Consider the following 25,578-nt stretch of genomic DNA (forward strand, 5'->3'; position numbering starts at 1 on the left):
TGGTGAAGCTGCTCCGGTCGCGAACCTGGTCCCGATCCGGGCGCTTTCGCGACCAGGTTCGCGACCGGAACGGGAGGGAGGTGGCGGCGAGGTCAGGGCTCCGAGCGGCGGGCGCGGTAGGCGGCCACCGCATTGCGGTTGGCGCACGTGGTCGAGCAGTAGCGCTTCGAGCGGTTGCGCGAGAGGTCGAGGGCGAGAGCGTCGCACGTGTCGTCGGCGCACACCGAGATGCGGGAGCCCTCGTCGGCGCGGATGACGTCGATCAGCGCCATCGCGGTCTCCACGAGCACGCGGTCGGAGAGAGGCGCGTCGTCGACGATCGCGTGCAGGTGCCAGTCCAGCTCGCCGTGCCGTGTGAGGCGCGGGGCCAGGGTGACCGACGCGAGGGCGTCGTTGACCCGCTCGGCCATCTCGTCGCGCGGAGCCAGCAGCATCTCGCGCAGGCCGGGCCGGAGGGCGCGGAGGGACGCGGCCTCGGCGTCGTCGCGATCGATCCTGCCGGTGTAGGGGAAGGCGCCGAGGAAGGCCTCCTCGTCGGCGGCATCAGCCATCGACTCCGGATCCTCCGCCGTGTTGACCAGCCACACGGCCGCGCGCAGAGCGTCCTCCGTGTCATAGGTGAAGATCATGTTGACATGTTACATCGCGCAGGAGTAGCGTCACATGTCATGAGCGCAGTAGCTAATGACATCGCGCGGGTGACCGCGCCCCGCAGGTCGAACGCCGGCCTGCTCTTCGCGCTCGGCGCCGCGGTCTCGTTCGGCATGTCCGGCATCTTCGCCCGCGGCCTCATCGATGCGGGCTGGACCCCGGGTGCCGCCGTCACCGTGCGCATGTGGGTGGCCGCCCTGGTGCTGCTGGTGCCCACGCTCCTGGCGCTGCGCGGCAAGTGGGGCCTCGTCCGCCGCCACGCGGGAATGGTCCTCGTGTACGGCCTCCTCGCCGTGACCGCCGCACAGCTCTGCTACTTCCAGGCGGTCGCCGTGATGGATGTCGGCATCGCCCTGCTCATCGAGTACACCGCCCCCATCGCCGTCGTCTTCTGGCTCTGGGTCCGCAGGGGAGAGAAGCCCACGCGCCGCAGTCTCCTCGGCGCCGCGATCGCCTTCATCGGACTCGTGCTCATGCTCGACGTCCTCACCGGCGCGCAGGTGAACCTCGGCGGCATCCTGTTCGCGCTCGGAGCGATGATCGGCGCCGCGACCTACTTCGTGCTGTCGGCGCGCGCCGACACGGGCCTGCCGCCGATCGCGCTGGCGGGGCTCGGGCTCCTCATCGGCGCGATCGGCCTCACCGTCGCTGGCGCCGTGGGGGTGCTCCCCATCGCGTGGACCACGGCTGACGTGGAGTACAGCGTCATCACGGTGCCGTGGTTCGTCCCCGTGCTGGCGATGGGTGTCATCGCGACCGCGCTCGCGTACATCCTCGGCATCGTGTCGACCCGGATGCTCGGCTCCCGCCTGGCGTCGTTCATCGCACTGTCCGAGGTCGTCGCCGCGATGCTCTTCAGTGCGCTGATGCTCGGTCAGGTCCCCGGCCCGGTTCAGGCGATGGGAGGCGCGCTCGTGCTCGCCGGGGTCATCATCGTCAAGCTCGGCGAGCCCGCGACGGATGCCGTCGCCGAACAGTTCGTCGAGCCGGTCCCCGTGGAGGGGGTTCCTGCGTCTGTGGTGCCTGCCTCTGTGACGCCTGCGGATGCGGCGCCTGTCGTCGCTGCCGAGCGCGAGTAGCGGCACGAGGCGCCGACTCTGTGCGGGGCGCGTGCGTCGAGGTGACCTCGACGCACGCGACACCTGTTGTCGCTGTGGAGCGTGAACAGCGACACGAGGTGGCCACCGTGCGGACGTGAGGATGCCGGCGACCCCGGCCGCGCGGCGGGTAGCTGCCGGCGCGCGCGGGGTTTATGTATACCTCTTGCGGGGTAGACCACCTCACATGGCCAACCGTACCGGTTTATGTATACACTGAGGGCATGACCCTCGCCGCGGAACGGACCACCGCGAGCGACCGCGCCTACGCGCATCTGCTCGACGGCATCCAGTCCGGCGCACTCGCCGCGGGCGTCGTGCTGGGCGAGGTCGAGCAGGCGGAACGCCTCGGCATCAGCCGGACACCGATGCGCGAGGCGCTGCGCCGGCTCGCCGCAGACGGGCTCGTCGTGCAGCAGTCGCCGCGCGTCACGGTCGTCGCAGATCTCGACGCCGACGACATCCGCGCCCTGTTCGAGATCCGCCGTGCGCTGGAGGAGACCTCTGCGCGTCTCGCCGCATCCCGCGGCGACGCCGCTCTGTTCGCGGCGCTCGCCGAGGAGTTCGCGCACGTCGACCTGACGGCGGATGCCGGGCGCGACGCGTACTACGCCCTGATCGCGCGCTTCGATGCGGCCCTCGACGAGGCCGTGGCCAACGACTACATCGCCTCGGCTCTGCGCACCGTGCGCACCCACCTCGTCCGGGTGCGGCGCATGGCCCGAGACAAGCCGGAACGGCTCGCGGCATCCGCGTCCGAACACCGCACGATCGCCCAGGCGCTCGCCGCCCGCGACGGCGACCTCGCCGCCCACGCGACGCACGTGCACCTGCACAACGCGCTCACCGGCATCCTCGACTCCCTGACAGCCAACCCAGAAGGTGTGAAATGACCGTCACCCACCACGTCCGCGTCCACCGCAGCGAAGAGAACCTCGCCCGCGAGGACCAGCTCGCCTGGAAGATCGCCGAGGTCGCCACCGACCGGGTCGAGGTCGAGCCCGCCGTCGTCGACATGATCATCAACCGCATCATCGACAACGCCTCCGTGGCGGCGGCATCCCTCACCCGTCCTCCGATCAACGCCGCCCGCGCGCAGGCGTTCACCCACCCCGTCTCGACCGGCGGGGTCGGGGCGACGGTCTTCGGCGCCGCTCTCGACCACCGCACCAGCCCCGAGTGGGCGGCGTGGGCGAACGGCGTGGCCGTGCGCGAGCTCGACTACCACGACACGTTCCTGGCTGCGGAGTACTCGCACCCCGGTGACAACATCCCGCCGATCCTCGCGGTCGCGCAGCACGTCGGCGCAGATGGCCGAGCGCTTGTCCGCGGCATCGCGACGGGCTACGAGATCCAGATGGACCTCGTGCGCGCGATCTGCCTGCACAAGCACAAGATCGACCACGTCGCGCACCTCGGCCCGTCGGCCGCCGCCGGCATCGGCACCCTGCTCGGCCTCGACGCCGAGACGATCTACCAGGCCGTCGGCCAGGCGCTGCACACGACCACGGCGACCAGGCAGAGCCGCAAGGGCGAGATCTCCACCTGGAAGGCGCACGCCCCGGCCTTCGCGGGCAAGATGGCCGTCGAGGCGGTCGACCGTGCGATGCGCGGACAGACCAGCCCCGCCCCGATCTACGAGGGTGAGGACGGCGTGATCGCCTGGATGCTCGACGGCAAGGATGCCGCGTACGAGGTGCCGCTGCCCGCACCGGGCGAGCCCAAGCGGGCGATCCTCGACTCCTACACGAAGGAGCACTCGGCCGAGTACCAGGCGCAGGCGCTGATCGACCTGGCGCGTCGGCTCCACAACGCCCGCCCGGAGCTGACCGACCCCGCGAACGTGGAGTCGATCGTCATCCACACCAGCCACCACACGCACAACGTGATCGGCTCCGGGGCGAACGACCCGCAGAAGTACGACCCGACGGCGTCGCGCGAGACGCTCGACCACTCGATCCCGTACATCTTCGCGGTCGCGCTGCAGGACGGCGGATGGCACCACGTCGACTCCTACGCCCCCGAGCGCGCCGGCCGCGCCGACACGGTCGCGCTGTGGCACAAGGTCACCACGGCGGAGGATGCAGAGTGGACGCGCCGCTACCACTCCGAGGACCCCGACGAGAAGGCGTTCGGCGGTCGCGTCGAGATCCGCCTGACCGACGGCTCGACCGTGGTGGACGAGATCGCCGTCGCCGACGCGCATCCGCTCGGGGCCCGTCCGTTCGTGCGGGAGAACTACATCGCGAAGTTCCGTCTGCTGGCGGAGCCGGTGCTGGAGCCCGCCGAGATCGAGCGCTTCCTGGAGCTCGTGCAGCGTCTTCCCGAGCTCACGGCCGCAGAGGTCGGCGAGCTCTCGATCATCGCCAGGCCCGGCCTGCTCGAGGCCGCCGACGCCCCGAAGGGGCTGTTCTGATGCTGTACTCCACCGTCACCCCGGCCGAGAAGCGGCGGCTGTTCCGGGAGCGGCTCGCGAGCGGCGAGCTGCTGCGCTTCCCCGGTGCGTTCAACCCGCTGAGCGCCCGCCTCATCGAGCAGAAGGGCTTCGACGGCGTCTACATCTCCGGCGCCGTCCTCTCCGCCGACCTCGGCCTGCCCGACATCGGCCTCACGACCCTCACCGAGGTCGCGGGACGGGCGAAGCAGATCGCCCGCATGACCGACCTGCCCGCGATCGTCGACGCCGACACCGGGTTCGGAGAGCCGATGAACGTCGCCCGCACGATCCAGGAGCTCGAGGATGCGGGGCTCGCGGGCACCCACATCGAAGACCAGATCAACCCCAAGCGCTGCGGCCATCTCGACGGCAAGAGCGTCGTCGACGAGGACACCGCGATCAAGCGCATCCGTGCGGCGGCCGACGCGCGTCGCGACGAGAACTTCCTCATCATGGCGCGCACCGACATCCGCGCGATCGAGGGGCTGGATGCCGCGATCGACAGGGCGAAGGCGCTGGTGGATGCCGGGGCCGACGCGATCTTCCCCGAGGCCATGCGCACGCTGGAGGAATTCGAGGCGATCGCGAACGCGGTGGACGTGCCGATCCTCGCCAACATGACCGAGTTCGGCAAGTCCGAGCTGTTCTCCACGGACCAGCTGCGGGATGCCGGGGTGAACCTCGTCATCTGGCCGGTGTCGCTGCTGCGCATCGCGATGGGCGCTGCAGGCCGCGCACTGGATACGCTGAACGACGAGGGGCACCTGACCTCGAAGCTCGGAGAGATGCAGCACCGCGCCGATCTCTACGATCTGATCGACTACGAGTCGTACAACCACTTCGACTCCGGCGTCTTCAACTTCACACTCGAGCGGTAACCCACGAAGGAGTGACCATGACCGAGCCGGACATCAAGAAGGGCCTCGCAGGCGTCGTCGTCGACACGACGGCGATCTCGAAGGTCAACCCCGAGACGAACAGCCTGCTCTACCGCGGCTACCCCGTGCAGGAGCTCGCGGCGACGCAGTCGTTCGAGGCCGTGGCGTACCTGCTGTGGCACGGCGAGCTGCCCACGCCAGAGGAGCTGGCCGCTTTCCGGCTGACCGAGCGGCAGCACCGCGCGCTCTCTCCCGAGGTCAAGGACGCGATCGACCGGCTGCCGCTGGACTCGCACCCGATGGACGAGGTGCGCACCGCGGTGAGCGTGATCGGCGCGATCGAGACCGCGGGCATCGCCAACGTGCTGGATGCCGTCGGCACACCGGAGGAGAACCAGGAGCGCAGCCTCACGCTGTTCGCCGCGCTCCCGGCGATCGTGTCGTACGGGCAGCGCCGTCGCCGGGGACTCGACCCCGTCGAGTCGCGCGACGACCTCGACTACGCCGCGAACTTCCTCTGGCTCACGTTCGGTGAGGAGCCCGACCCGGTGGTGGTCGACGCGTTCAACCGCTCGATGATCCTCTACGCGGAGCACTCCTTCAACGCCTCCACGTTCACAGCTCGGGTGATCACGTCGACCCTCAGCGACCTGTACTCGGCGGTCGTCGGGGCGATCGGCGCGCTCAAGGGTCCGCTGCACGGCGGAGCGAACGAGGCCGTCATGCACATCTTCGACGAGATCGGCACGGCCGACCAGGTCGAGGGCTGGCTCGATGCCGCACTCGCCGAGAAGCGCAAGATCATGGGCTTCGGGCACCGCGTGTACAAGCGGGGCGACTCCCGCGTGCCGACCATGAAGGCCGCGCTGGACTCGCTCGTCGCGCACTACGACAAGCCGGCCGTCGGCGAGCTGTACGACAGGCTCGAGAGCGAGTTCGTCGGACGAAAGGGCATCTACCCGAACCTCGACTACCCCTCGGGTCCGGCGTACAACCTCATCGGCTTCGACACGCTCACCTTCACTCCGCTGTTCGTGGCGGCGCGCATCACCGGATGGACCGCGCACATCATCGAGCAGCAGTCGTCGAACGCGCTGATCCGTCCGCTGTCGCTGTACGACGGTCACGACGAGCGCCACATCGACGAGTACGAGCCTGACACCGCGGCGATCGACGTGCTCGATCGTCCGGAGGAGGCCGCCGGCTGAGTCCTCCGGGCCCTTCGGCAGGCTCAGGGACCCCGTTCCGACCAGCGCCGAGACCCATCATCAACGCCGAGACCCACCCCCGCCGACGTGTGCGGGGGTGGGTCTCGGCGTTCTCAGTGGGTCTCGGCGCTCAGGCAGCGTCAGGCCCGCGTCACGTCCAGCTCGATGACCGACCACGACAGCGGGGGGAGGGTCGCGCGCACGGCGCCGCCGACGACCTCGGCGGCCGCGAGCGGCACCATGTGCACGGCGTCGGGGGTGGTCTCGAGGTTCGCGGTGCTGCGGTCGCCGCCCTCCGGCACGGTGAGCGTCTCGGCCTGGCGCAGGCGCACGTCGCCCAGGCCGTGCAGGTCGATCGTGAGGTCGTTCTGCTCCTCCAGTGAGCGGTTGGCGACGAACACCACGAGCCTGCCCGACTCCTCGTCCCAGGTCGCCGCGGCGTCGATCGAGTCCACGTCGCCGTAGCGCTTCGTGCTGATCTGCGAGGCGGTCACGGCGAGGCGCAGGATGCGGCCCTTCGCGAGGCGCGCCATGCGCTCGAAGGGCCAGAAGCTGGTCTGGCGCCAGGCCGGGCCGTTCTCCTCCGCCCTGATCGGCGCGATCACGTTGACGAGCTGGGCCTGGTTGGCGATCTTCACGCGATCGCCGTGCCGCAGGAGGCTGTTCAGCAGGGTGCCGACGACGACGGCATCCGTCACCGAGTAGGTGTCCTCGATGATCCGCGGATGCTGCCGCCACCCGGCCGCGGCGATCTCGGCCGCCTCGACCTCGTTGTACCGCACCTGATCCCACACGTTCCACTCGTCGAACGAGATGTCGACCTGCTTCGTGTGCTTTCCGGCGGCCTTGACCGCGTCCACCGTGGCGATGACGCCCTCGATGAACGCGTCCATGTCGACGGACTCGGCGAGGAAGGACGCGGCATCCTCGTCGTGCTCCTGGTAGTAGGCGTGCATCGAGATGTAGTCGACCTCGTCGTACGCGTGGGTGAGCACGGTGTGCTCCCAGGAGCCGAACGTCGGCATGGAGCGACTGGACGAGCCCACGGCGACGAGCTCGATCGTCGGGTCGACCAGCTTCATGGCCTTCGCGGACTCCTGCGCCAGCCGGCCGTACTCGGCCGCGGTCTTGCCGCCGATCTGCCACGGTCCGTCGAGCTCGTTGCCCAGGCACCAGAGCGTGATGTCGAACGGCTGCTCGGCGCCGTTCTTCCGACGGAGGTCCGACCAGTACGTGCCGCCGGGGTGGTTGGCGTACTCGACGAGGGCGCGGGCCTCCTCGACACCGCGGGTGCCGAGGTTGACGGCCTCCATGACCTCGGCGCCCGCCTCCTGCGCCCAGTCCATGAACTCGTGCAGACCGAAGGCGTTCGTCTCGATCGTGTGCCAGGCGCCGTCGATGCGCACGGGGCGGTCGGCCACCGGGCCCACCCCGTCTTCCCAGCGGTAGCCGGAGACGAAGTTGCCGCCGGGGTAGCGCACCACTGTCGGGCCCATCTCCTTCACGAGGGCGAGCACGTCCGTGCGGAAGCCGCGCTCGTCGGCCAGCGGGTGCCCGGGCTCGTAGATGCCGGTGTAGACGCAGCGTCCCATGTGCTCGACGAACGACCCGAAGAGTCTCCGGGGGACGTCGCCGATCGTGAAGTCGCGGTCGACGGTGATGCGGGCCTGGGTCATCGCTCTCCTTGGATCCGAGTCCGACGCCGAACGGGAACGGCGCGGATCTCCATCATTACATCGATGTAATCGAGGAGCAAGGATGCCGTCGGCATCCGTCCGCACCCGTCAGGGACGGTAGCCGCGAGGACGGCCCTGCGTACTCGCGCGCTCTTCCAGCCGGTGCGGCAGGGTGACGCCCCGAGGGGCGGCGCCGCGGTCGTCGATGCGGGACTCGAGGAGTCCGAGCGCGGCGTCGGCGACGGCTCGGCGCTCGAACGCGATCGTCGTGAGGGCGGGGGAGGCGAACCGCGAGAACTCGATGTCGTCGAAGCCGGTCACGATCACGTCGCCCGGCACGCTCACGCCGCGTTCGTGCAGGGCGTGCAGCACGCCGAGCGCGAGGGCATCGGTGAACGCGACGATCGCGTCGAACGCGACGCGGCGTTCGTAGAGCGTCCGCACGGCGTCGGCCCCTCCGGTCGCGGCCCAGTGGAGAGGGTTGATCTCGAGGGCGGGGTCGCGGGCGATGCCCGCCTCGCGGAGGGCGTCGTGCACGCCCTCCAGCCGGAGGCGGCTCGTCGCGGTGGCCGCGGCCGGGTCGTCGTCGGCGCCGACCACCGCGATCCGGGTGGCCCCACGGGACAGCACGTGCCTGGTCGCGTCCGCCGCGGCACGGCGGCTGTCGATCCTGACGTGGTCGGCCCTGTTCTGCTCGACCTCGCCGATCACCACGAGGGGCGGCAGTCGATCGGCGTACTTCAGGACGCTGTCCTCCAGCCGGATGGGGTTGAGGATAAGACCGTCGACGAGGCGGGCGCGAGCCCGGGAGACGAGCTCCTTCTCCCGCTCCGGCACCGACGCGGTCTCCTCGATCTGCACGGCGAGCCCCCTCTCGTGAGCGGCCTCGACGATGTGCTGCACGAGCTCGGCGGAGAACGCGCTGGCGAGGTCGGGGAGGGCGACGGCGATGATTCCCGAGCGGCCCTTGCGCAGTCCGCGGGCGCTGAGGTTCGGCACGAAGTCGAGCTGCGCCATCGCCGACTCGACCCTCGTGCGCGTCTCCTCGCGGACGGCGACGGCGCCCGTCACGACGTTCGACACCGTCTTGATCGACACGCCGGCGAGAGCGGCGACGTCCTTCATGGTGGCGCGCGGCGGCAGCATCGCTGTCATCCGGTCAGCCTATCCTCCGGCCCTCGCTCCGCCGATCTGCATCGATGTAATCCTCCGCGTGGAGGCTACGATGACGCCATGAGCATCGAGCGCAACTGGGCGGGCAACGTCGTGTACCGGGCGTCGTCCGTCGAGCATCCGGAGTCGGTCGACGAACTGCGCGATCTGCTCGGGCGCGGTGGTCCAGTGCGGATGCTCGGCTCCCGCCACTGCTTCACCGACATCGCCGACACCGACGGCGTGCTGATCGCGCTCGACCGGATGCCGCGCCGCATCGAGGTCTCTCCGGAGCGCGACACCGTGCGCGTGTCGGGGGCCCTCCGCTACGGCGACCTCGCTCCCGTCCTGGAGGAGCAGGGTCTCGCCCTCGCGAACCTCGCCTCTCTGCCCCACATCTCCGTCGCCGGCGCGGTCGCGACGGGCACCCACGGCTCCGGCGACGCGATCGGCTCCCTCGCGAGCGCCGTCAGCGGGCTCACGATCATGACCCCGGCGGGGGAGACCGTGGAGCTGACTCGGGGCGACGAGGGCTTCGACGGGGCCGTCGTGTCGCTCGGGGCGCTGGGCGCCGTCATCGACCTGACGCTCGACGTCGAGCCGACCTATCAGGTCGCCCAGCACGTGTACGAGCATCCGTCGTGGGAGGCGATCCTCGCCGATCTCGACGCCGTCACCGGCGCGGGCACCAGCGTGAGCATCTTCACGACCTGGCAGCGCACCGACGTCGCCGACCAGATCTGGATCAAGCAGCGCGTCCCGGCGTCGAGGGCCGAGGCCCGCAGCCAGCAGTCGTCGCGTGAGGGTCTCGCCGCCGCGCTCGGCGCCGAGGCCGCCGACGGCGAACGGCATCCGATCCTCGGCGTGGACCCCGCGGCCTGCACCGAGCAGGAGGGCGTCGCCGGTCCGTGGTTCCAGCGGCTGCCGCACTTCCGGCTGGAGTTCACGCCCTCCGCCGGAGCGGAGATCCAGAGCGAGTTCCTCGTCGCGCGAGCGGATGCGGTCGCCGCGATCTCCGCCGTGCGCGCGCTCGCCGACCGCATCGCCCCGCTGCTGCTGGTCACCGAGATCCGCACGGTACGCGCCGACGAGCTGTGGCTGAGCTCGTCGTTCGGGACGGATGCCGTCGGCATCCACTTCACGTGGAAGCCGGAGGAGGAGGCCGTGCGCGCGCTGCTCCCCGTGATCGAGGCGGCGCTGCCCGCCTCCGCGCGCCCGCACTGGGGCAAGGTCTTCACGCTCGACGCCGCCGAGGTGCGGGCTCGTTACCCGCGGTGGGACGACTTCGCGGCCCTGGCCGCCGCCTACGACCCGGATCGCCGTCTCGTGGGTCCGTACCTGGAGCGGCTCGGGCTCTGAGCAGAGCGTCTCAGGGCGTGCGCCGCAACTCCGGCGCCGCGAGGATGCGCGACAGCGTGCGGCGGCCGAGCTCGCTCATCGTCGGGTGCGACTCGCGGTAGTACCAGACCAGACCCATCGCCTGCTGCAGGGCCCAGGCGGCTCCGCGCCGCCACACGAGCTCCTCGTCCCTCGGCGCCGAGGGGTCCGCGCTGCGCAGCGCCTCGCGGAAGACCGCTCTGGCGTCGGCGTCCAGGAGATGCCAGCCGGAGACGAGGTCGAGCGCGGGGTCGGCCGGGGCGAAGCCGCCTCCGTCGAGCACGCCGCCCAGCCGCTGGCCGTCGAGGAGCAGGTTCGCCGGGATCAGGTCGCCGTGCGACATCACATCGGGGCCGGACGAGGGGAGCACACGCAGCTCTCGCCACAGCGCCCGAAGCTCGTCGACCGGGAGGAGCCCCTCGCTCTCACGGAAGCAGAGGTCGAGCCAGTCGTCGGAGTCGGGGAGGTGGCCGCCGCGTCCATTCCCGGAGAAGACGCGGCCCCTCGTGTCGGCGCTGCGGAGGGCGGAGACGAGCGCCGCGAGGTCGCGGGCGAACACGGGGGAGTGCGCCGCGGCATCCGGGGACGCGACCTCGCCGGGGATCCAGGTCTGGATCGACCAGGGCAGCGGGTAGCCGCGTCCGGGGGCGCCGATCGCGAGGGGGACCGGGGTCGGCACGGTGGCGTGCGCGGCGAGCTCGTGCATCGCGGCGGACTCCGCGGCCAGGGTCGCCGTCGTCTCCTCGGGGTCGGCGGCGACGAGCGGGAATCGTGCCGCGGCGCCGTCTCCGATGCGGAAGATCGCGTTCACGGTGCCGGCGACGGCGATGCGGCGCACCGGCTGGTCACGCCACCGCGGGAACTGCTCGTGGATCAGCGCGGCGACCGTCTCGGTCTCGATGAGCAGCTCGTCGTCGTGCAGGGGCATGGGGCCATCCTGTCGCATGCCCGCCCGCGGTCGCTCAGGTGACCGTCCAGTCCAGGGTCGCCCCGTCGTCATCTCCGTCGAACTGCCTGGTCGGGCTGGCGTACACGCAGTCCACATCGGTCGGGTCGCCCGTGGAGCAGTACGGCATCTGCGGATCGATCGCCGCCACGGTGAAGAGATGGCCATCCTCGAAGGAGACGGTCTCCGTCGCCTCGTAGTCGACGGTCGTCTCGTGCGACCACGCCCCGGTGGAGTGGTCGAACAGCCAGATGCCGAGGGCCGCCTGCCGGTTGGACCGGTTCTCGATGCGCAGCTCCTTCACCCCCGTCGGCGCGGTGATCCGCTGCGTGGTCAGCACGACCCCGCTGTTGCGCCTGACCCTGCTCCCCGCTGCCGGGGACTGGGACTCGACCTGCAGATTCGTGTTCACGTCGACCGGCCCGATCAGCGTGACCTGCAGGGGCACAGCCCACAGCGCGGTGAGCGCGGCATCCAGGCGCTGTCCGATCACACCGGGCACCGTCACCTGGTCGCTCGGCGGCTGCACAGGAGGAGACGTCGGCTCCACGAGCGTGAAGCCCACCGCCTGACCGCCCGTCTGCGTCCTCCCGCCCATCAGGCAGTTCACGTTGATCGACGTCGCCGTGACCGCGCACCCGTAGCGGCGCTTGCGCCATTCGGAGCGGGTGGGGCGCACATGCATCCGCGCCTCCGTCATGCGGCTCGGCTTGGTCGGATCCGGTGTCCCGTCCGGATGCGTCAGCACGTAGTCGATCGAGCACCACCCCCGGCCCGCCTCCTCGATCGAACGCCGGGGCTCCGGCGCATCCGTCGTCACCACGGGGAGCACCACGGGATCCGCCGCGCCGATCTGGGCGGGGAACGGCACCAGCACGTCCAGACGGAACGTCGGCGGATTCCCGTCGTGGAACCCCTGCGGAACCGGGATCATGAGCGAGGAGCCCACGGCGTGATCGCCCGTGAACAGCGTCTCCCACCGCCGGTTGCGCAGCACCCGGATCGAGCGGATGCGGGTCTGCGCCATGGCAGACGGGCCAGGCAGGCTCAACGGGAACCCGGGCATCAGACCCGCCAGCGGGGCGGGGTTCACGGGCAGCGAGTCGAGGTTGTTCGGCGTCCAGCTGTCGGGGATCGTCGTCAGGTGCCGCTGGCCGCCGCTCCCGCGCACGACGACCATCGCGTAGCGGTCGCCGACGTGGGTGAAGAAGTCCCAGAGGCGGGAGTCGATCGCGGCCACGGCCTCCCCGACCGTCAGCCCCCACGGCATCCCCGTCGCGGTCGCACCGCCGATGTGGGTGATGTGACCGTCGCGGTCCTTTCCGACCCAGAGCACGGGAACGCACATGATGACCTCCTCCGAGAGACTGTGTAGAGGAGGAGCCGCGACTCGCTGATCTGATACACGTCGGGCCGATGCGGAGCAGCTCCGCATCGGCCCGACGAGGCTCACGCCCGCGAGTGCGACGGCGTCAGCAGGTGCGCCCGGCGAACGAGGCGGATGCCGCGGCGATGCCGCCGACCGCGGCCTGCACCTGACCGGCCGCGATCGAGGCCGCCCTGGTCGTGTAGGTCACGGTCGTGCTCTTGCCTCCGGCGACGTCCACGATGCGCTCGCCGTAGGGCGAGGCCAGGGCGACCGCGACGGCGGAGACCGCCGCGTTCGACACCTTCGCGGTCACGACGACCTTGCCGGCGACGCAGCGGGACGACACGTCGAGACCGACGCCCGGCGTGACCGTGACGGTGGCCGTGACCGGCATCCGCGAATCGTCCTGCGCGATGCCGCGCACTGTGAAGGCGCCGGGGGACGCGTAGTCGGCCGGGTCCACTCCCGCCCAGGCGACGTCGACCGTGGAGGTCGCGCCGCTCGCGGTCGTCAGCACGGCCTTCGGCAGCGAGGGTGCGTGACCGGCGGTGGTGGATGCCGTGATCGGGGCGACCTCGGTCACCGCGATCTCCGGCGCGAAGCCCTCGAGCACCGTCTGGTACTCGGCGCGGGTGACCGGGATCACCGTGCCGTGGCGGGGCTTTCCTCCGTCGCTGTTCTGCGGCAGGTTCGCGCGCAGGATGGACCCGAGCGGCTGCCACGACGATCCGTTCGCGATGTCGTCCGACCCGAACGGGATGTAGTGGTTCGGCCCGCCGTGGTAGTTCGGCTGATCGATGAACAGGTACCACTCGAAGCCGTTCACGTCTCCCGGGTTGGAGGGGAAGATGCTCGGTCCCTCGCCGCTGGAGTACGTGCCTCCCGGCTCGCCGTTCGGCAGTCCGGTCGCGATCTGCTCCTTGACCAGCGTCCACTGGTCTGCGGCGCCGGAGGTTCCGGGCAGCGCACCGGTGATGGTCGCGAGCAGGTCGGTCGACTTCTCCTCGCGGAGGGTCATCGACGCCTCGTCCTTCGTGAAGCGGTAGTACACGCCGTCCTGCTTCGCGACCGTGGAGTCGATCAGGCCCTTGCCCGTGCCACGCGGCACGTCCGACCACACCTGCGGCTCCGAGAAGGTCACGAAGTCGTCGGTGGTCGCGTACATCATGCGGTTGTAGGTCACCGCTGTGCGGCTCGCGGCGTCGGTCGTCGGGTACAGGTTCGACGCCCAGAAGACCACGTAGCGGCCGAGCTCGTCGTCCCAGTACGCCTCGGGCGCCCAGGTGTTGCCGGCGTAGGCAGACGACACCTGCACGTGGCGCTGCGCCGACCAGTTCACGAGGTCGGTCGACTCCCACACCTCGATGAACAGCGACCCGGAGATCTGCGCGGTCGTGAAGCCGCCGGCGAGGCCGTCGATCTTCAGGTCGGTGGCGAGCATGTAGAACTTGTCGCCCTCGTGCGAGCGGATGATGAACGGATCGCGCAGGCCCTGCGTGCCCTGCGAGGACGAGAAGATCGGCTCCCCGTCGTTCAGGGTGTTCCAGCGCAGCGCGTCGTCGCCCTTCGAGGCGGCGAGGCTGACGCGCTCGGCGCCCGCCCCCTCACCCGTGAAGAACGCCCACACGTACGCCTCGGGGTCTCCGGCGTCCGCCGGCTGCGGGCGCACGGTCAGCGTGAACTGGCGGCTCGCGGTGGCTGCTCCGCTCGTCGCCGTCGCGGACAGCACGACGGTCGCGGCGGCGGCATCGGCTGCGGGGCGCGTGATCGACACGGTCGCGACGCCGGCCTTGACGCCCTCGCGGAGGGTCGCCGCGGCGCCGCCGGACACGACGGTCCAGTCCAGGGTCGATCCGTGGGCCCCGCTCGTCGGAACCGAGAACGACGTGCGGACGTCGTCCTGACCGGCGATCGAGACGGCGGCGATGTCGGCATCCGCCTTCGCCTGCGCCGACAGCTCGGCCGGGATCGTCACGGAGAACGTGCGGGTCGTCGTGGCCCCGCCCAGCGTGAAGGTCGCGGTGAGGGTGGCGACGGCATCGGCTGAGCCCGGAGCCGGTCGCGTCACGGTGGCGGATCCGCCCGACACCTGCACGGCGGCGTCGTCGGACGTCCACGAGATGGCCACACCGCTGCTGCTGGTCGGCAGGGTGAAGGACGCGGTCGCCGTGCCAGGCACCGAGACCGCTGCGACGGCCCGGTCGAGCGCCTGGTCGGAGAAGACCTGCTGCACCTGCGCCGCGCTGAGAGCGGTGGAGTAGACGGCGAAGTCGTCGACATCGCCCGCCCACCCGTTGTCGTTGTAGGTCGAACGGCCGAGGTACGACACGAGCGACGAGCCGAACGACGCCACGGAGCGCGCGATCGGCACGGACGAGATCTGCGCGCCGTTGACGTACGTCGTGAGCGTGCCGGCGGCGCCGTCGATCACGGTCGTGTACAGCGTAGGGCCCGAGGGTGTGCGGATGCCGCTGCTCGCCGCGTTCGTGGCGCCGGCTCCGACCTCGGTGCCCCAGGGCGCCGAGGCGTTCGTCGCGTTCGTCACGACCGACTTCACGTAGCCGTTCGGATTCGTCGGGTTCAGCAGCCAGTATCCGCTGGAGTAGCTCGCACCGGAGGCGACGGGGGCGCCGATGAAGGCGGCCGCCGTGTTGGCCGCCCCCGACCGGCCGGTGAGCCAGGTCGACACGGTCAGCTGCTGCGCCCCGACGAGCCCGGCCGTCGGGATCTCGAGATAGCCCGCGGTGGCCTTGGCGCCTCCGGGCAGCGTGAGCTGCCCGTTCTGCACGGTGGCGCCGGTCTGCTTGATCACGCCGTCGTAGCCGTTGCCCGATGCGTCGCCGACGGTGCCGCCGGTGGCGGAGTCGAACGTGTAGTGGATGAGCGGTGCCGGACCGCCCGCGGCGACCGAGGCGGTGTGCGTGGACACCGCTCCGATCGCCACGATGGTCGCCGTGGCGGCGGCGATGGCCGCCGTCTTCCTGATGCTCCTGGAGAGCAGGGTCGTCATGTTCTCTTCTCCGATCAGCCGCAGGCGCCGGCGGGGATGGGGGTGGTGGCTCCGTAGGTCTGCCCGTCCGCGCCCGTGGCGGTCACGGCGACCGTTCCGGCGGGGACCGTGGTCAGGCGGCTCGCGAACGACGCCGACGTCGAGGCGCCCGCCGCGAGCGAGACCGTCCTCGAGCCGTACGGGGTCGCGACGGTCACGTCGGCGCGGACCGCCGAGGCGTTGTGCACGGCGACGACGACCTGCGCCTTGCCGGCGACGCAGCGGAGCGTGGCGTTCGCGGTGATCGTCAGGCCGTCCACGGGGGCGGCGGCCGAGGCGGAGGTCGAGACGAGCCCGTCGCGGTAGCCGTCGTACGTCGCGGTGACGCTGGTCACCCCGGCGGGCACGGTGACCGTCGCCGTGCCGTCGCTCAGCGCGACCGTGGTGCTCCAGGATCCGCCGGCGAAGGTCACGGCGCCGGCGACGTCTCCGCCGTCTGCGGCGGTGACCGATGCCGTCGCCTGCCGACCGTTCACCGTGAGAGCCGTCGACGAGGAGACGGCCGCGATCGACGTCCAGTCGTGCATCGCGGTGAGCACGGTCTGCGGGACGCTGACGAACGCGCCGTGCCGCGGGCTCGCGGGGAGTCCGCCCTGGGGTCGCACGTTCCAGGTGGAGCGCTGCGAGAGGCGGTTCGACTGGCTGCTCGAGGCGATCTCATCGCCCGTGGTCACGAACGCGCGGTAGCCGCCGGCGCCGTAGTTGTCGACGAGGAAGACGTAGCCGTCGCCGCTCGTGTTGTTCGGGTCGCCCTCGTTGAGCTTGATGATCTCGGGGCCCTCTCCGGCCTGTCCGGTCTCGAGGCTCGTCATGCGGGTGTCGGTGAGCTGCCAGGTCTGGGTCGGGTCGGCGCTCCAGTTCGACGAGGTGGTGGGCGCGGTGAGGACCTTCGAGCGCTCCAGGAAGATGTCCTTGCCCGCCTCGAGGGTGCCGGCGGCGCCGGACTCCTCGTTCTTCGTGAAGCGGTAGTAGTAGTCGCCGATCTTCGTGACGGTCGAGTCGATGCGCGCGTACCCGGTGTCCTGCCAGCTCGCGGGCGGCGAGGTGAACGTCTGGAAGTCGCGGGTGAGCACGGCGAACATGCGGGCGTAGAGCTTGTCCGTGTTCGTGTGGGAGGCGTCGGAGTACAGGCGCGAGGCGAAGAACACGACGTAGGACTGCAGGTCGTCGTCCCAGTACGCCTCGGGGGCCCAGGTCATGCCGGCCTCGGGCTGGTTGATCGTGATGCCGGTGTTCTCGCCGTTGGTGCGGTCCCAGTGCACGAGGTCGGTCGATTCCCAGACCTCGATCTTGAGGCTGCCCTGCGACTGCGCGGGGCCCCAGCCGGTGCCGCAGCCGATGCAGAGGTCGGTGGCGATCATGTAGTACTTGTCGCCGTCGTGCGAGCGCAGGATGTACGGGTCGCGCAGACCCTTGGTGTCGGCGGTGGAGGCGATCACGGGGTTGCCGCCGTTGACGGGGGAGAACGTGAAGAAGTCGTTGCCGCTGGTCGCCGCCTGGTAGATCTTCTCGTCGCTGTCGGACTTGAAGTAGGCGCTGGCGTAGCCGGCATCCGGTGCGGTGCGGCCGTGCTCGGCGACCGTCACGGCGAACTCGCGCTGCACGGTCGTGCCGTTCAGGGTCGCGTGCGCGGTGAGGGTGACCTCGCGGTCGCCGGCGCCGTATGCAGGGCGCTCGACGAGGCCGCCGCCCCGGTACGGGTCGGCCATGCCGACGGCGGGGGCCACGTAGGCGGGGTCGGTGGGGGTGACCAGGGCGGCGTCGGACGACGTCCACGTGATGGTCGATCCGTCGACGGCGCCCCTCGTGACGAGCGGGAGGTTCTCGGTGGTGCGCGGGGTGATCGAGAGCGCATCGAGGTCGGCGGAGGCGGATGCCGCGGCGACGGTCACGGAGAACGTGATCGGCGAGCCCTGGGCGGGGGTCGCGGTGAGGGTCACGGCGGTGTCGGAGGTGACGGAGCGGGACACCACGCCGGTGTTCGAGATCACCGAGGGGGCCGAGGACGACCAGGTGAGCGCGACGCCGTTGGAGGATGCCGGAAGCACGAGGTTGCTGCGCACGGCATCGAGGGAGCTGTTCGCGCCGACGATGATCGGCAGCAGATCGGAGCGGAGCAGGCCCTGCGTGGTGGCGGCCTTCTGGCCGGAGGTGGGCATGCTCGCCGCGACCTGCGCGGCCGTGAGCGAGGTGTCCCAGAACTTCACGTCGGTGACGTCGGCCTGCAGCAGCGCGTCGCCCGTGTAGAGCGAGCGGCCGAGGTAGCCGAGCGTGCTGCCTGTGGGGACGATCGAGCTGAGGTTGTACGCGTGCGTGGCGGTCGAGATGACCTGGCCGTCGCGGTACAGGGTGAGCGTGCTGCCGCTGCCGACCATGGTGAGGGTGGTGAAGCCGGGGTTCAGCCCGCCGCCGGCGGGCAGGCGCACCTCGCCGTTGCTGCTTCCCGACTTCACGCGGATGCCGGAGAGCACCTGGTTCGCGTAGGCGCCCTCGGCGGAGCGGGGGTTGACGAACACGTGATTGCCGAGCTGGGTGGTGTTCCACGCGCCGACGCCGTCGCCGATGACCCATCCGAACTGGTTGGTCGCGGTCTGCGTCGCCACGGTGTACTCGACGGTGAAGTCGTTGTCGGCGCCGGTGACGAGCCCCTGCGGGAGGCTCGCGTACCCGTCCTTCTTGAACCTCAGCACGGCGTCGCCCGACGCGTCGACGAACGACGCGTCGGTGAATCCGGTGAGCGCGGCGTTGCGGCCGTTGCCCGACACGTCGATCAGCGCCTGACCAGAGTGCGACATGTCGTAGTGCGCGGCCGGTGCGGGCACGTCGGCCGCGAACGCCGCCGAGGGGGCGAACGCGCAGACGGATGCCGCCAGCGAGCCGATCACGCCGGCGGCGAGCATCCGGCGGCGTCGAGGTGGTCGGGTGGGTGCGCTCATGGGCGGTACTCCTTGTCGTCGTTGACGGGCGTGCGGCAGGGCTCCGGCTGCGCCTGGTGAGCCCTCGGGTGGGCTTCCTCGGGGAATGTTAGCGGACACAACACCGAAAAGACAGGGGTCGGTGAAATGGTTGCGACCGGGGAATCCGATGCTGGCGTGCACGCGCGGCCGTATGCTAAAGTCGGCCCGTTACCGGTAACAGACAGTGATCGGTAGACGCCACGCCCACTGCTGGGAGTGGAAGCGGCAAGGACGCCCATGCAGTTCCTGCCCGAATCCGAGGAGCGCCCCCGACAGCTCCTCGGCTGATCGCCGATTCGGTGCGGCATCCGCCGGCCGAGGAACTGGAGAAACGAAGATGATGAAGAAGGGCACCGCAGCACGCTGCGCAGCCGGAATCCTGGGCGGGCTGCTGCTCGTCGGCGTCGGCTCGGCCGCCTTCGCCGAGTTCCCCGACGCCGAGGACACCGACGGCGTCGACGTCAAGGTCGACATCGCCCCCACCGCGAACGGCGCGCTCAGCCTCACCGTCGCGAACACCGAGACCACTCTCACCGAGAGCGGGACGACGGCATCCTTCCGCCAGTTCACCGGCGCTCTGCCGAACGTGACCGTCACCGACACCCGCACCGACGTCCCTGCCGGGGTCGCCTGGTACGTCGTCGGTCAGGCAGGGGACTTCGTCGGCACCGCCGGCCAGCCGAACATCACCCCCGACCACCTCGGCTGGGCTCCGGCCGTCGTCACGGCCAACGACGGCGAGGTCGCACCCGGCGACGTCGTCGACACCTCGCTCGACTCCGGTCAGAACGCGGTCGGCCTCGCCGGTCAGGAGCTGCTCTACCTGGCTCTCGATTCCGCCGACGCCAAGGCCGTCTCCGGGCAGTGGACCGCGAACGCCAACCTCGTGCTGAAGACCCCGGTCACCGTGGCACCCGGGTCGTACACCTCGCTGCTCACGCTGTCCCTCTTCGAAGACGCGTACTGATCCCCCCCATCGTCTGCCGGTGACGCCATGACCTCTCCCACCCCCACCCCGCTCGCACTGTGCGCCGCCGTCCTCGTGGCCGCGTTCGGCGTGCTCGGAGTCCCCTCGGTCGCCCAGCCCGAGGAGGCGCCGAGCGACGCGGTCTCGTGGTCGGTGTCACCGGCGGACGAATCGGGTCCTGACGGCCGCACCTCGGTCGAGCACGAGCTCGACCCCGGCGAGAGCATCGACGACCACATCGTCGTGCGCAACCTCGGCTCGGCCGACGTCGTCTTCCACCTCGCTGCCGCAGACGGCTACTACACGCCCGCCGGCCGGTTCGACATGCTGCCCTCCGACCAGGAGTCCGTGGCCGCAGGCACCTGGATCACGCTCCCCGACGAGGTCTCCGTCCCCGCGGGCGGCGCCGTCGTGGTGCCGTTCACGGTCGCGGTGCCCGACAACGCCGAACCCGGCGACCACGCGGCGGGAGTCGCGGCATCCGTGCTGTCGATCCAGAAGGACGACGCCGGCGGCACCGGGGTCGGCGTCGAGAGCCGCGTCGGGATCAAGGTGATGACCCGTGTCACCGGCGAGATCGCCCCGGCGTTCGCGGTCCGCAACCTCAGCGCCGACTACGAGATGACCTGGAATCCGTTCAGAGCGGGGTCGGCCACCGTGTCGTTCGACGTGGCCAACACCGGCAACACCCGACTGGATGCCGCGGGCGAGCTCAGCATCGCCGGACAGACCATCGCGTTCCCCGCCGAGGGGGAGCGCCGCCAGGAGATCCTTCCCGGCGAGAGCCGCACCTTCACGATCGCGGTGCCGGACGTGTGGCCGCTCGTCGCCGTCGGCGGAGACCTGCGGATCACCCCGTCGTCGTCGACGCTCGACGGCGACCCCCTCGCGGTCGACGCCTCGAGCACGTCCGTCACGGTCTGGGCGATGCCGTGGCCGCAGCTCGGCCTCGTGGCCGGTGCGGCCCTGCTGGTCCTCGCGCTCCTCTGGAACCGCATCCGCTCCCGGCGCCGCATGGAGGTGCTCCTCAGCACCGCGCGGGAGCGCGGACGCGAAGAGGCGCTCGACGAGGCCCGCCGAGAGGAGGCCGTGCGGTGATCGCATCGATCCTCGCCGGGGTCGCGGGCGCCGCAGCGGCCGTCGATGCCGAGGGCGACTCCGCAGCCGACGGCGTGCGCGGCGTGCAGATCCACGTCGACATCGCTCCGCTCGACTGCGTCGGCGTCTGCGTCGGCGGTCAGCTCCCCGGCACCGGCGCCGACGTGCCTGTCACGATCCTGCTCGTCGGCGCGCTGCTCGTCGGGATCGGCATCGCCCTCCTCGTCACTCGACTCCTCATCCGCCGTCGCCGTCACGGCGATTGACCTCACAGGGGGCGGCCGACGCCGACCGCTCCGCAGACCATGGCCGACGACGGCCGCACAGAAGGAGATGCAATGACGCAACGCTTCGCCGCCAGGGCCGTCGCAGGCCTGGCGACCCTCGTTCTCGGCATCGGCGGCGCCGTGGTCGCCGCCTCGCCGGCATCCGCGGCCGACACCCTCGTCGCCTACTACCCGCTCAGCGAGACGACGGGAACCGTCGCGGTCGACGCCTCCGGCTCCGGACGGAACGCGACCTACGTCGGCGCGCCGACGCTCGCGGGGGGAGAGGGCGTCCGCCTCGACGGGGTCGACGACCATGTGAAGCTCCCCGACAACCTCCTCGCCGGACTCACCTCGATCACGGTGAGCGCGGAGGTCCTGGTGCGGCAGGCCCAGGCGACCCCCTACTTCATCTACGGCTTCGGCAACACCGACGCCTCCGGGGTCGGCAACGGCTACCTCTACTCCACGGGCAACCCGTACAAGGCCTCCATCGCGAGCGGCAACTGGTCGACGGAGCAGACGGTCGGCGGCTCCGGAGCGAACCTGCAGCGCGACGTCTGGAAGACCCTGACCTACACGCTCGACGACGCCACCGACACCGCCCGCATCTACCTCGACGGGGTGCAGGTGGCGCAGAACACCGCGGTGACGCTGACCCCCGCGGCGATCGGGGGCGGCGTGACGACCGCGAACTACCTCGGTCGATCGGTGTACAACGCCGACAGGACCCTCGCGGGCAGCCTCCGCGACGTGCGCATCTACAGCAGCGCGCTGAGCGCAGGCGATGTCGCCGCTCTCGTCCCCGCCGACGCGATCAGGATGCAGCGGGATGCCGCGGGGCTCTCCCTCGGCGACCTCTCGCAGGTCGCAGCCGACCTGGCTCTTCCGACCACGGGGGCGAACGGGTCGACGATCTCGTGGGCGTCGAGCGACACCGCGCGCATCAGCGCGAGCGGCGTCGTCACCCGCCCCGCGGCCGGCAGCGCGTCGGCGCACGTCGTCCTCACCGCGACGGTGGTCCGCGGGGCCTCCACCACGACGCGCACGTTCGACGCCACGGTGCTCCCCCTGCCCGGCGGCGACGCCCTCGCTCAGGCGGACCTCGACGGCATCACGATCCCGAACGCCGACGACATCCGCGGCAACATCACCCTCCCGTCGACGGGCGCGGTCAACGGCAGCAGCATCGTGTGGTCCGCGTCGCCTCAGGGCGTCATCTCCACGACCGCGCAGGACGGCAGGGCGCCGGGCGTCGTGACCAGGGGGAGCGCCGACACCGCGGTCACCCTCACCGCGACGGTGCCGGGGACGACGGCGCAGCGCTCGCTCGCGGTGACCGTCACCGCGGCCCCCGCAGGGCTCGACCGGGACTACACGGCGGGCTATCTCTGGACGCACTTCGCGACGGAGGGCGGCTACGAGAAGATCTTCTTCGGTCACAGCGACGACGGCCTGCACTGGTCGAAGCTGAACGACGACAAGTCCATCCTCGCGAACCTCGCGGGTGACCTCGGCGTGCGCGATCCGCACCTGGTGCGGGCCCCCGAGGGCGACAAGTACTGGATCATCGGCACCGATCTGCACGCCGAGGGCGGCGGTGCGGGCGGCTCGGGCTGGAACCAGCTCACCGCGAGCCAGAACATCGTCGTCTGGGAATCGGCCGACCTCGTCACCTGGAGCGATCAGCGCATCGTCTTCGCCGGCTTCGACAAGGCCGGGTGCGTCTGGGCGCCCGAGGCGATCTACAACGAGGCCACGGGCGAGTACTACGTGTACTGGTCTGCCCGCGATCAGCGCGACGACGGCACGAACGACTGGGCCCTGCGCGTCTACCTCACCAAGACCCGGGACTTCGTGACCTTCACCGAGCCCGAGATCTGGGCCTCCCTGAACGACCGCGGCGACGGTGCGACAGGACCGAACATCATCGACTCCACGATCGCCAAGGAGGGCGACACCTACTACCGGTTCTCCACCTCGGACTGGAACACCGTGGTCGACACGGCCACGAGCCTCGACGGCCCGTGGACCACCGTGATCGCCTCGGGGCAGGCGGCGTCCCACGGCCTGCGGGCGTCGATGGAGGGGCTCACGGTCTATCAGCTGCCCGACGGACGCTGGTCGGTCATGGGCGATCAGAGCGCGTACTACGGCCACACCGCCGACACGCTCGCGAGCCTGCAGTTCACCCAGCTGAGCAGCGGCGCCGGCGCGAACCAGTACTCCTTCGACCAGAAGTTCCGTCACGGCTCCGTCATCCGCCTCTCACAGGCCGAGGAGGAGAGGCTGCTCGCGGCCTACGGCCCCGATCGTGTCGAGCCGGAGGAGCCGCAGGAGCTGCCCATCGCGGAGTACACCTTCGACGACGGCACCCTGAAGGACTCCGCCGGGACGGCGGACCTCACCGCCTTCGGCACCGCGGCGGTGGCGACGGATGCCGTCAAGGGCAAGGCGCTCCGCCTGGACGGCAGCTCCGGCGGATACGCCGCCTTCCCCACGGGCTTCTTCGACGGCCGCAGCACCATGACGGTGTCGATGGACGTGAAGTCGGAGAAGACCAGCGGCAACTTCTTCACCTTCGCGATGGGGGCGGACACCACCAGGTACCACTTCCTCCGCGTCCGCGGGGGAGACGTCCGCAGCGCCATCACCCAGAGCTCCTGGCAGAACGAGTCGGCCGTCACCGGGACGGTCTCGGCCGGGCAGTGGCACCGGATCGACGTGGTCTTCGACGGAACGACGATGAAGGTGTACTCCGACGGGGTCAAGCTGGGCGAGAACTCGACGCTCGGGGCGACCGTGCAGCAGCTCGGCTCGAACCTCTCCGGCTACCTCGGCAGGTCCTTCTACGGGGCCGACGAGTACTTCAAGGGATGGTTCGACGACGTGCGCATCTACAACCGCGCGCTGAGCGACACCGAGATCCTCGGGAACGCGGGGGTCACGGATCAGCTCATCAACGTGTCCCTCGCCGACCCCGCCGCCCTCAAGGTCGCGCCGCTGGTGGACGGAACCGCGCACACCGCCACCCTTCCTGTGGTCAAGGGGACGGACCTCGCCGCCCTCGCCCCGACGTTCGGCACGGCGGCCGGGGTGACGGTGTCTCCGGCATCCGGCACGGTCGTCGACCTGCGCACGCCGAAGACGTACACGCTCACCGCACCAGGGGGAGCGACCACGACGTGGACGATCACGGCGACCGTCGTGAACAGCCCGGTGCTGCCGGGGCTGTACGCCGACCCGAACATCGCGGTGTTCGGCGACACGTACTTCATCTACGCGACCTCCGACGGCTACGCCGGCTGGGGTGGCAAGGAGTTCTACGTCTGGAGCTCGAAGAACCTGGTCGACTGGACGCGCTCCGACGAGCCGTTCCTCACTCTCGACGGGGCGAACGGCGACGTGCCGTGGGCCACGGGCAACGCGTGGGCTCCGACGATCATCGAGCGGGAGGGGAAGTACTACTTCTACTTCAGCGGCCACAACGCGGCTCTGAACCGCAAGACGATCGGCGTCGCCGTCGCCGACAGCCCGTACGGTCCGTTCGTCGCGCAGCCGCAGGCGATGATCCTCAACAACGAGGCCGTCACCTCGGGGCAGGCCATCGACCCCGCGGCGTTCCACGACCCCGTGACGGGCAAGTGGTACCTCGGATGGGGCAACGGCTCCCCGGTGCTCGCCGAGCTGAACGACGACATGATCTCCATCAGGGCCGGCACCTATCAGCGGATCAGCGGACTGACGGACTTCCGCGAGGGCGTCTTCTTCAACTACCGCAACGGTCTGTACCACCTGACGTACGCGATCGACGACACCGGCTCGGAGAACTACCGCGTCGGCTACGCCACGGCGACGAGCATGACCGGACCGTGGACGTACCGCGGGGTGATCCTGCAGAAGGACCTCTCCCTCGGCATCAAGGGCCCAGGCCACAGCTCGATCATCAACGTGCCGGGGACAGATGACTGGTACATCGCGTATCACCGCTTCGCCATCCCCGGCGGCAACGGCAACAACCGCGAGACCACGATCGACAGGGTGGAGTTCGGAGCCGACGGCCTGATCAAGGCGGTGGTGCCGACTCTGGAGAGCGTCGCTCCGCAGCTGATCGAACCGCAGGCGCCGATGCCGGAGGTGTCGGTGGTGGCGACCACGCGGTGCACCGCAGGCAAGGTGACGCTCGTCGTGCAGGTGAAGAACACGGGGGAGACCCCCGTCGCACTCGAACTCGCCACGGCCTACGGCACACGGGCGGTCGAATCCGTGGCCATCGACGGGTCGACCTCGCAGACGCTGTCGACCCGTCTCGCCGGCATCCCCGCCGGGACGGTGTCGGTCACCGCGACCGTCGACGGGCGCTCGGTCGTGGCGACCGCCGGGTACGTCGCGCGCAGCTGCGGCTGACACCGGCAGGACCGACGGAGTCTCCGCCCGCGGGGTGACCCGC

Annotated in this window: 17 protein-coding genes; 10 read left to right on the forward strand and 7 right to left on the reverse strand. The window is 70.6% G+C overall.

Annotation, left to right across the window (positions count from 1 at the left end; all coding sequences use genetic code 11):
• Positions 1–92: 92 nt before the first annotated feature.
• Positions 93–629: a CGNR zinc finger domain-containing protein gene (locus tag LC438_RS02830; protein WP_105677100.1), complete on the reverse strand. Its 537-nt coding sequence runs from the start codon at positions 627–629 to the stop codon at positions 93–95.
• Positions 630–668: 39 nt separating this feature from the next.
• Between LC438_RS02830 and LC438_RS02835 the strand changes: the two genes are divergently transcribed.
• The 5 genes from LC438_RS02835 to LC438_RS02855 all read left to right on the forward strand — a co-directional run bounded on the left by LC438_RS02835 (position 669) and on the right by LC438_RS02855 (position 6,271).
• Complete coding sequence (locus LC438_RS02835; protein ID WP_223585778.1) at positions 669–1,730, forward strand: DMT family transporter; 1,062 nt, start codon at positions 669–671, stop codon at positions 1,728–1,730.
• A gap of 242 nt (positions 1,731–1,972) precedes the next feature.
• Positions 1,973–2,641: a GntR family transcriptional regulator gene (locus LC438_RS02840; protein WP_223585779.1), complete on the forward strand. Its 669-nt coding sequence runs from the start codon at positions 1,973–1,975 to the stop codon at positions 2,639–2,641.
• On the forward strand, positions 2,638–4,164 hold the full coding sequence (locus LC438_RS02845) for an MmgE/PrpD family protein (protein WP_223585780.1): 1,527 nt from the start codon (positions 2,638–2,640) through the stop codon (positions 4,162–4,164). The genes LC438_RS02840 and LC438_RS02845 overlap by 4 nt, the downstream gene beginning before the upstream one ends.
• Entirely contained in the window at positions 4,164–5,063 is a 900-nt protein-coding gene (gene prpB, locus LC438_RS02850; RefSeq protein ID WP_223585781.1) for a methylisocitrate lyase, read from the forward strand. The genes LC438_RS02845 and prpB overlap by 1 nt, the downstream gene beginning before the upstream one ends.
• A 17-nt stretch (positions 5,064–5,080) precedes the next feature.
• Positions 5,081–6,271 (forward strand): bifunctional 2-methylcitrate synthase/citrate synthase, encoded by a 1,191-nt coding sequence (locus tag LC438_RS02855; protein WP_223585782.1) that lies wholly within the window; start codon positions 5,081–5,083, stop codon positions 6,269–6,271.
• A 140-nt stretch (positions 6,272–6,411) separates the two neighbouring features.
• Here LC438_RS02855 and LC438_RS02860 read toward each other — a convergent pair whose 3' ends face one another.
• Positions 6,412–7,947 carry an alpha-N-arabinofuranosidase gene (locus LC438_RS02860; RefSeq protein ID WP_223585783.1) on the reverse strand — a complete coding sequence of 512 codons (1,536 nt, stop codon included), beginning with the start codon at positions 7,945–7,947 and terminating at the stop codon, positions 6,412–6,414.
• A gap of 108 nt (positions 7,948–8,055) precedes the next feature.
• The gene (locus LC438_RS02865; protein ID WP_223585784.1) at positions 8,056–9,102 is read right to left on the reverse strand and encodes a LacI family DNA-binding transcriptional regulator; all 1,047 of its coding nucleotides are present in this window, start codon (positions 9,100–9,102) and stop codon (positions 8,056–8,058) included.
• A 78-nt stretch (positions 9,103–9,180) separates the two neighbouring features.
• On the opposite strand from LC438_RS02865, the gene LC438_RS02870 reads away from it, so the two are divergent.
• Complete coding sequence (locus tag LC438_RS02870; RefSeq protein ID WP_223585785.1) at positions 9,181–10,458, forward strand: FAD-binding protein; 1,278 nt, start codon at positions 9,181–9,183, stop codon at positions 10,456–10,458.
• Positions 10,459–10,468: 10 nt separating this feature from the next.
• Here the strand turns inward: LC438_RS02870 and LC438_RS02875 are convergent, their stop codons facing one another.
• From LC438_RS02875 to LC438_RS02890, 4 genes are all read right to left on the reverse strand, one after another.
• A complete protein-coding gene (locus tag LC438_RS02875) occupies positions 10,469–11,404 on the reverse strand; it encodes an aminoglycoside phosphotransferase family protein (RefSeq protein WP_223585786.1) in 936 nt (311 codons plus the stop codon).
• A 34-nt stretch (positions 11,405–11,438) separates the two neighbouring features.
• Positions 11,439–12,770, reverse strand: coding sequence for a DUF3892 domain-containing protein (locus LC438_RS02880; RefSeq protein WP_263294795.1), 1,332 nt, complete (start codon positions 12,768–12,770; stop codon positions 11,439–11,441).
• A 124-nt stretch (positions 12,771–12,894) separates the two neighbouring features.
• The gene (locus LC438_RS02885; protein ID WP_223585787.1) at positions 12,895–15,801 is read right to left on the reverse strand and encodes an immunoglobulin-like domain-containing protein; all 2,907 of its coding nucleotides are present in this window, start codon (positions 15,799–15,801) and stop codon (positions 12,895–12,897) included.
• Positions 15,802–15,815: 14 nt separating this feature from the next.
• The gene (locus LC438_RS02890; protein WP_223585788.1) at positions 15,816–18,776 is read right to left on the reverse strand and encodes an immunoglobulin-like domain-containing protein; all 2,961 of its coding nucleotides are present in this window, start codon (positions 18,774–18,776) and stop codon (positions 15,816–15,818) included.
• Between the two features lie 358 nt (positions 18,777–19,134).
• Here LC438_RS02890 and LC438_RS02895 point away from each other — a divergent pair, with 358 nt between their 5' ends.
• From LC438_RS02895 to LC438_RS02910, 4 genes are all read left to right on the forward strand, one after another.
• Entirely contained in the window at positions 19,135–19,764 is a 630-nt protein-coding gene (locus LC438_RS02895; RefSeq protein ID WP_105677078.1) for a hypothetical protein, read from the forward strand.
• 27 nt (positions 19,765–19,791) lie between these two features.
• A complete protein-coding gene (locus LC438_RS02900) occupies positions 19,792–20,862 on the forward strand; it encodes a DUF916 domain-containing protein (protein ID WP_223585789.1) in 1,071 nt (356 codons plus the stop codon).
• Positions 20,859–21,128 carry a hypothetical protein gene (locus tag LC438_RS02905; protein ID WP_223585790.1) on the forward strand — a complete coding sequence of 90 codons (270 nt, stop codon included), beginning with the start codon at positions 20,859–20,861 and terminating at the stop codon, positions 21,126–21,128. The genes LC438_RS02900 and LC438_RS02905 overlap by 4 nt, the downstream gene beginning before the upstream one ends.
• Positions 21,129–21,200: 72 nt before the next feature.
• A complete protein-coding gene (locus tag LC438_RS02910) occupies positions 21,201–25,535 on the forward strand; it encodes a family 43 glycosylhydrolase (RefSeq protein ID WP_223585791.1) in 4,335 nt (1,444 codons plus the stop codon).
• Positions 25,536–25,578 lie beyond the last annotated feature (43 nt).

The sequence above is a fragment of the Microbacterium sp. OVT16B genome (genome assembly GCF_019969705.1).
In the GTDB taxonomy this organism is placed as follows: Bacteria; Actinomycetota; Actinomycetes; order Actinomycetales; family Microbacteriaceae; genus Microbacterium; species Microbacterium natoriense.

What these genes read in the sequence shown, in the direction of transcription:
- LC438_RS02830 (WP_105677100.1), bottom strand. Translation starts at nt 629, where the DNA reads ATGATCTTCACCTATGACACGGAGGACGCTCTGCGCGCGGCCGTGTGG.
- LC438_RS02835 (WP_223585778.1), top strand. Translation starts at nt 669, where the DNA reads ATGAGCGCAGTAGCTAATGACATCGCGCGGGTGACCGCGCCCCGCAGG.
- LC438_RS02840 (WP_223585779.1), top strand. Translation starts at nt 1,973, where the DNA reads ATGACCCTCGCCGCGGAACGGACCACCGCGAGCGACCGCGCCTACGCG.
- LC438_RS02845 (WP_223585780.1), top strand. Translation starts at nt 2,638, where the DNA reads ATGACCGTCACCCACCACGTCCGCGTCCACCGCAGCGAAGAGAACCTC.
- prpB (WP_223585781.1), top strand. Translation starts at nt 4,164, where the DNA reads ATGCTGTACTCCACCGTCACCCCGGCCGAGAAGCGGCGGCTGTTCCGG.
- LC438_RS02855 (WP_223585782.1), top strand. Translation starts at nt 5,081, where the DNA reads ATGACCGAGCCGGACATCAAGAAGGGCCTCGCAGGCGTCGTCGTCGAC.
- LC438_RS02860 (WP_223585783.1), bottom strand. Translation starts at nt 7,947, where the DNA reads ATGACCCAGGCCCGCATCACCGTCGACCGCGACTTCACGATCGGCGAC.
- LC438_RS02865 (WP_223585784.1), bottom strand. Translation starts at nt 9,102, where the DNA reads ATGACAGCGATGCTGCCGCCGCGCGCCACCATGAAGGACGTCGCCGCT.
- LC438_RS02870 (WP_223585785.1), top strand. Translation starts at nt 9,181, where the DNA reads ATGAGCATCGAGCGCAACTGGGCGGGCAACGTCGTGTACCGGGCGTCG.
- LC438_RS02875 (WP_223585786.1), bottom strand. Translation starts at nt 11,404, where the DNA reads ATGCCCCTGCACGACGACGAGCTGCTCATCGAGACCGAGACGGTCGCC.
- LC438_RS02880 (WP_263294795.1), bottom strand. Translation starts at nt 12,770, where the DNA reads ATGTGCGTTCCCGTGCTCTGGGTCGGAAAGGACCGCGACGGTCACATC.
- LC438_RS02885 (WP_223585787.1), bottom strand. Translation starts at nt 15,801, where the DNA reads ATGACGACCCTGCTCTCCAGGAGCATCAGGAAGACGGCGGCCATCGCC.
- LC438_RS02890 (WP_223585788.1), bottom strand. Translation starts at nt 18,776, where the DNA reads ATGAGCGCACCCACCCGACCACCTCGACGCCGCCGGATGCTCGCCGCC.
- LC438_RS02895 (WP_105677078.1), top strand. Translation starts at nt 19,135, where the DNA reads ATGATGAAGAAGGGCACCGCAGCACGCTGCGCAGCCGGAATCCTGGGC.
- LC438_RS02900 (WP_223585789.1), top strand. Translation starts at nt 19,792, where the DNA reads ATGACCTCTCCCACCCCCACCCCGCTCGCACTGTGCGCCGCCGTCCTC.
- LC438_RS02910 (WP_223585791.1), top strand. Translation starts at nt 21,201, where the DNA reads ATGACGCAACGCTTCGCCGCCAGGGCCGTCGCAGGCCTGGCGACCCTC.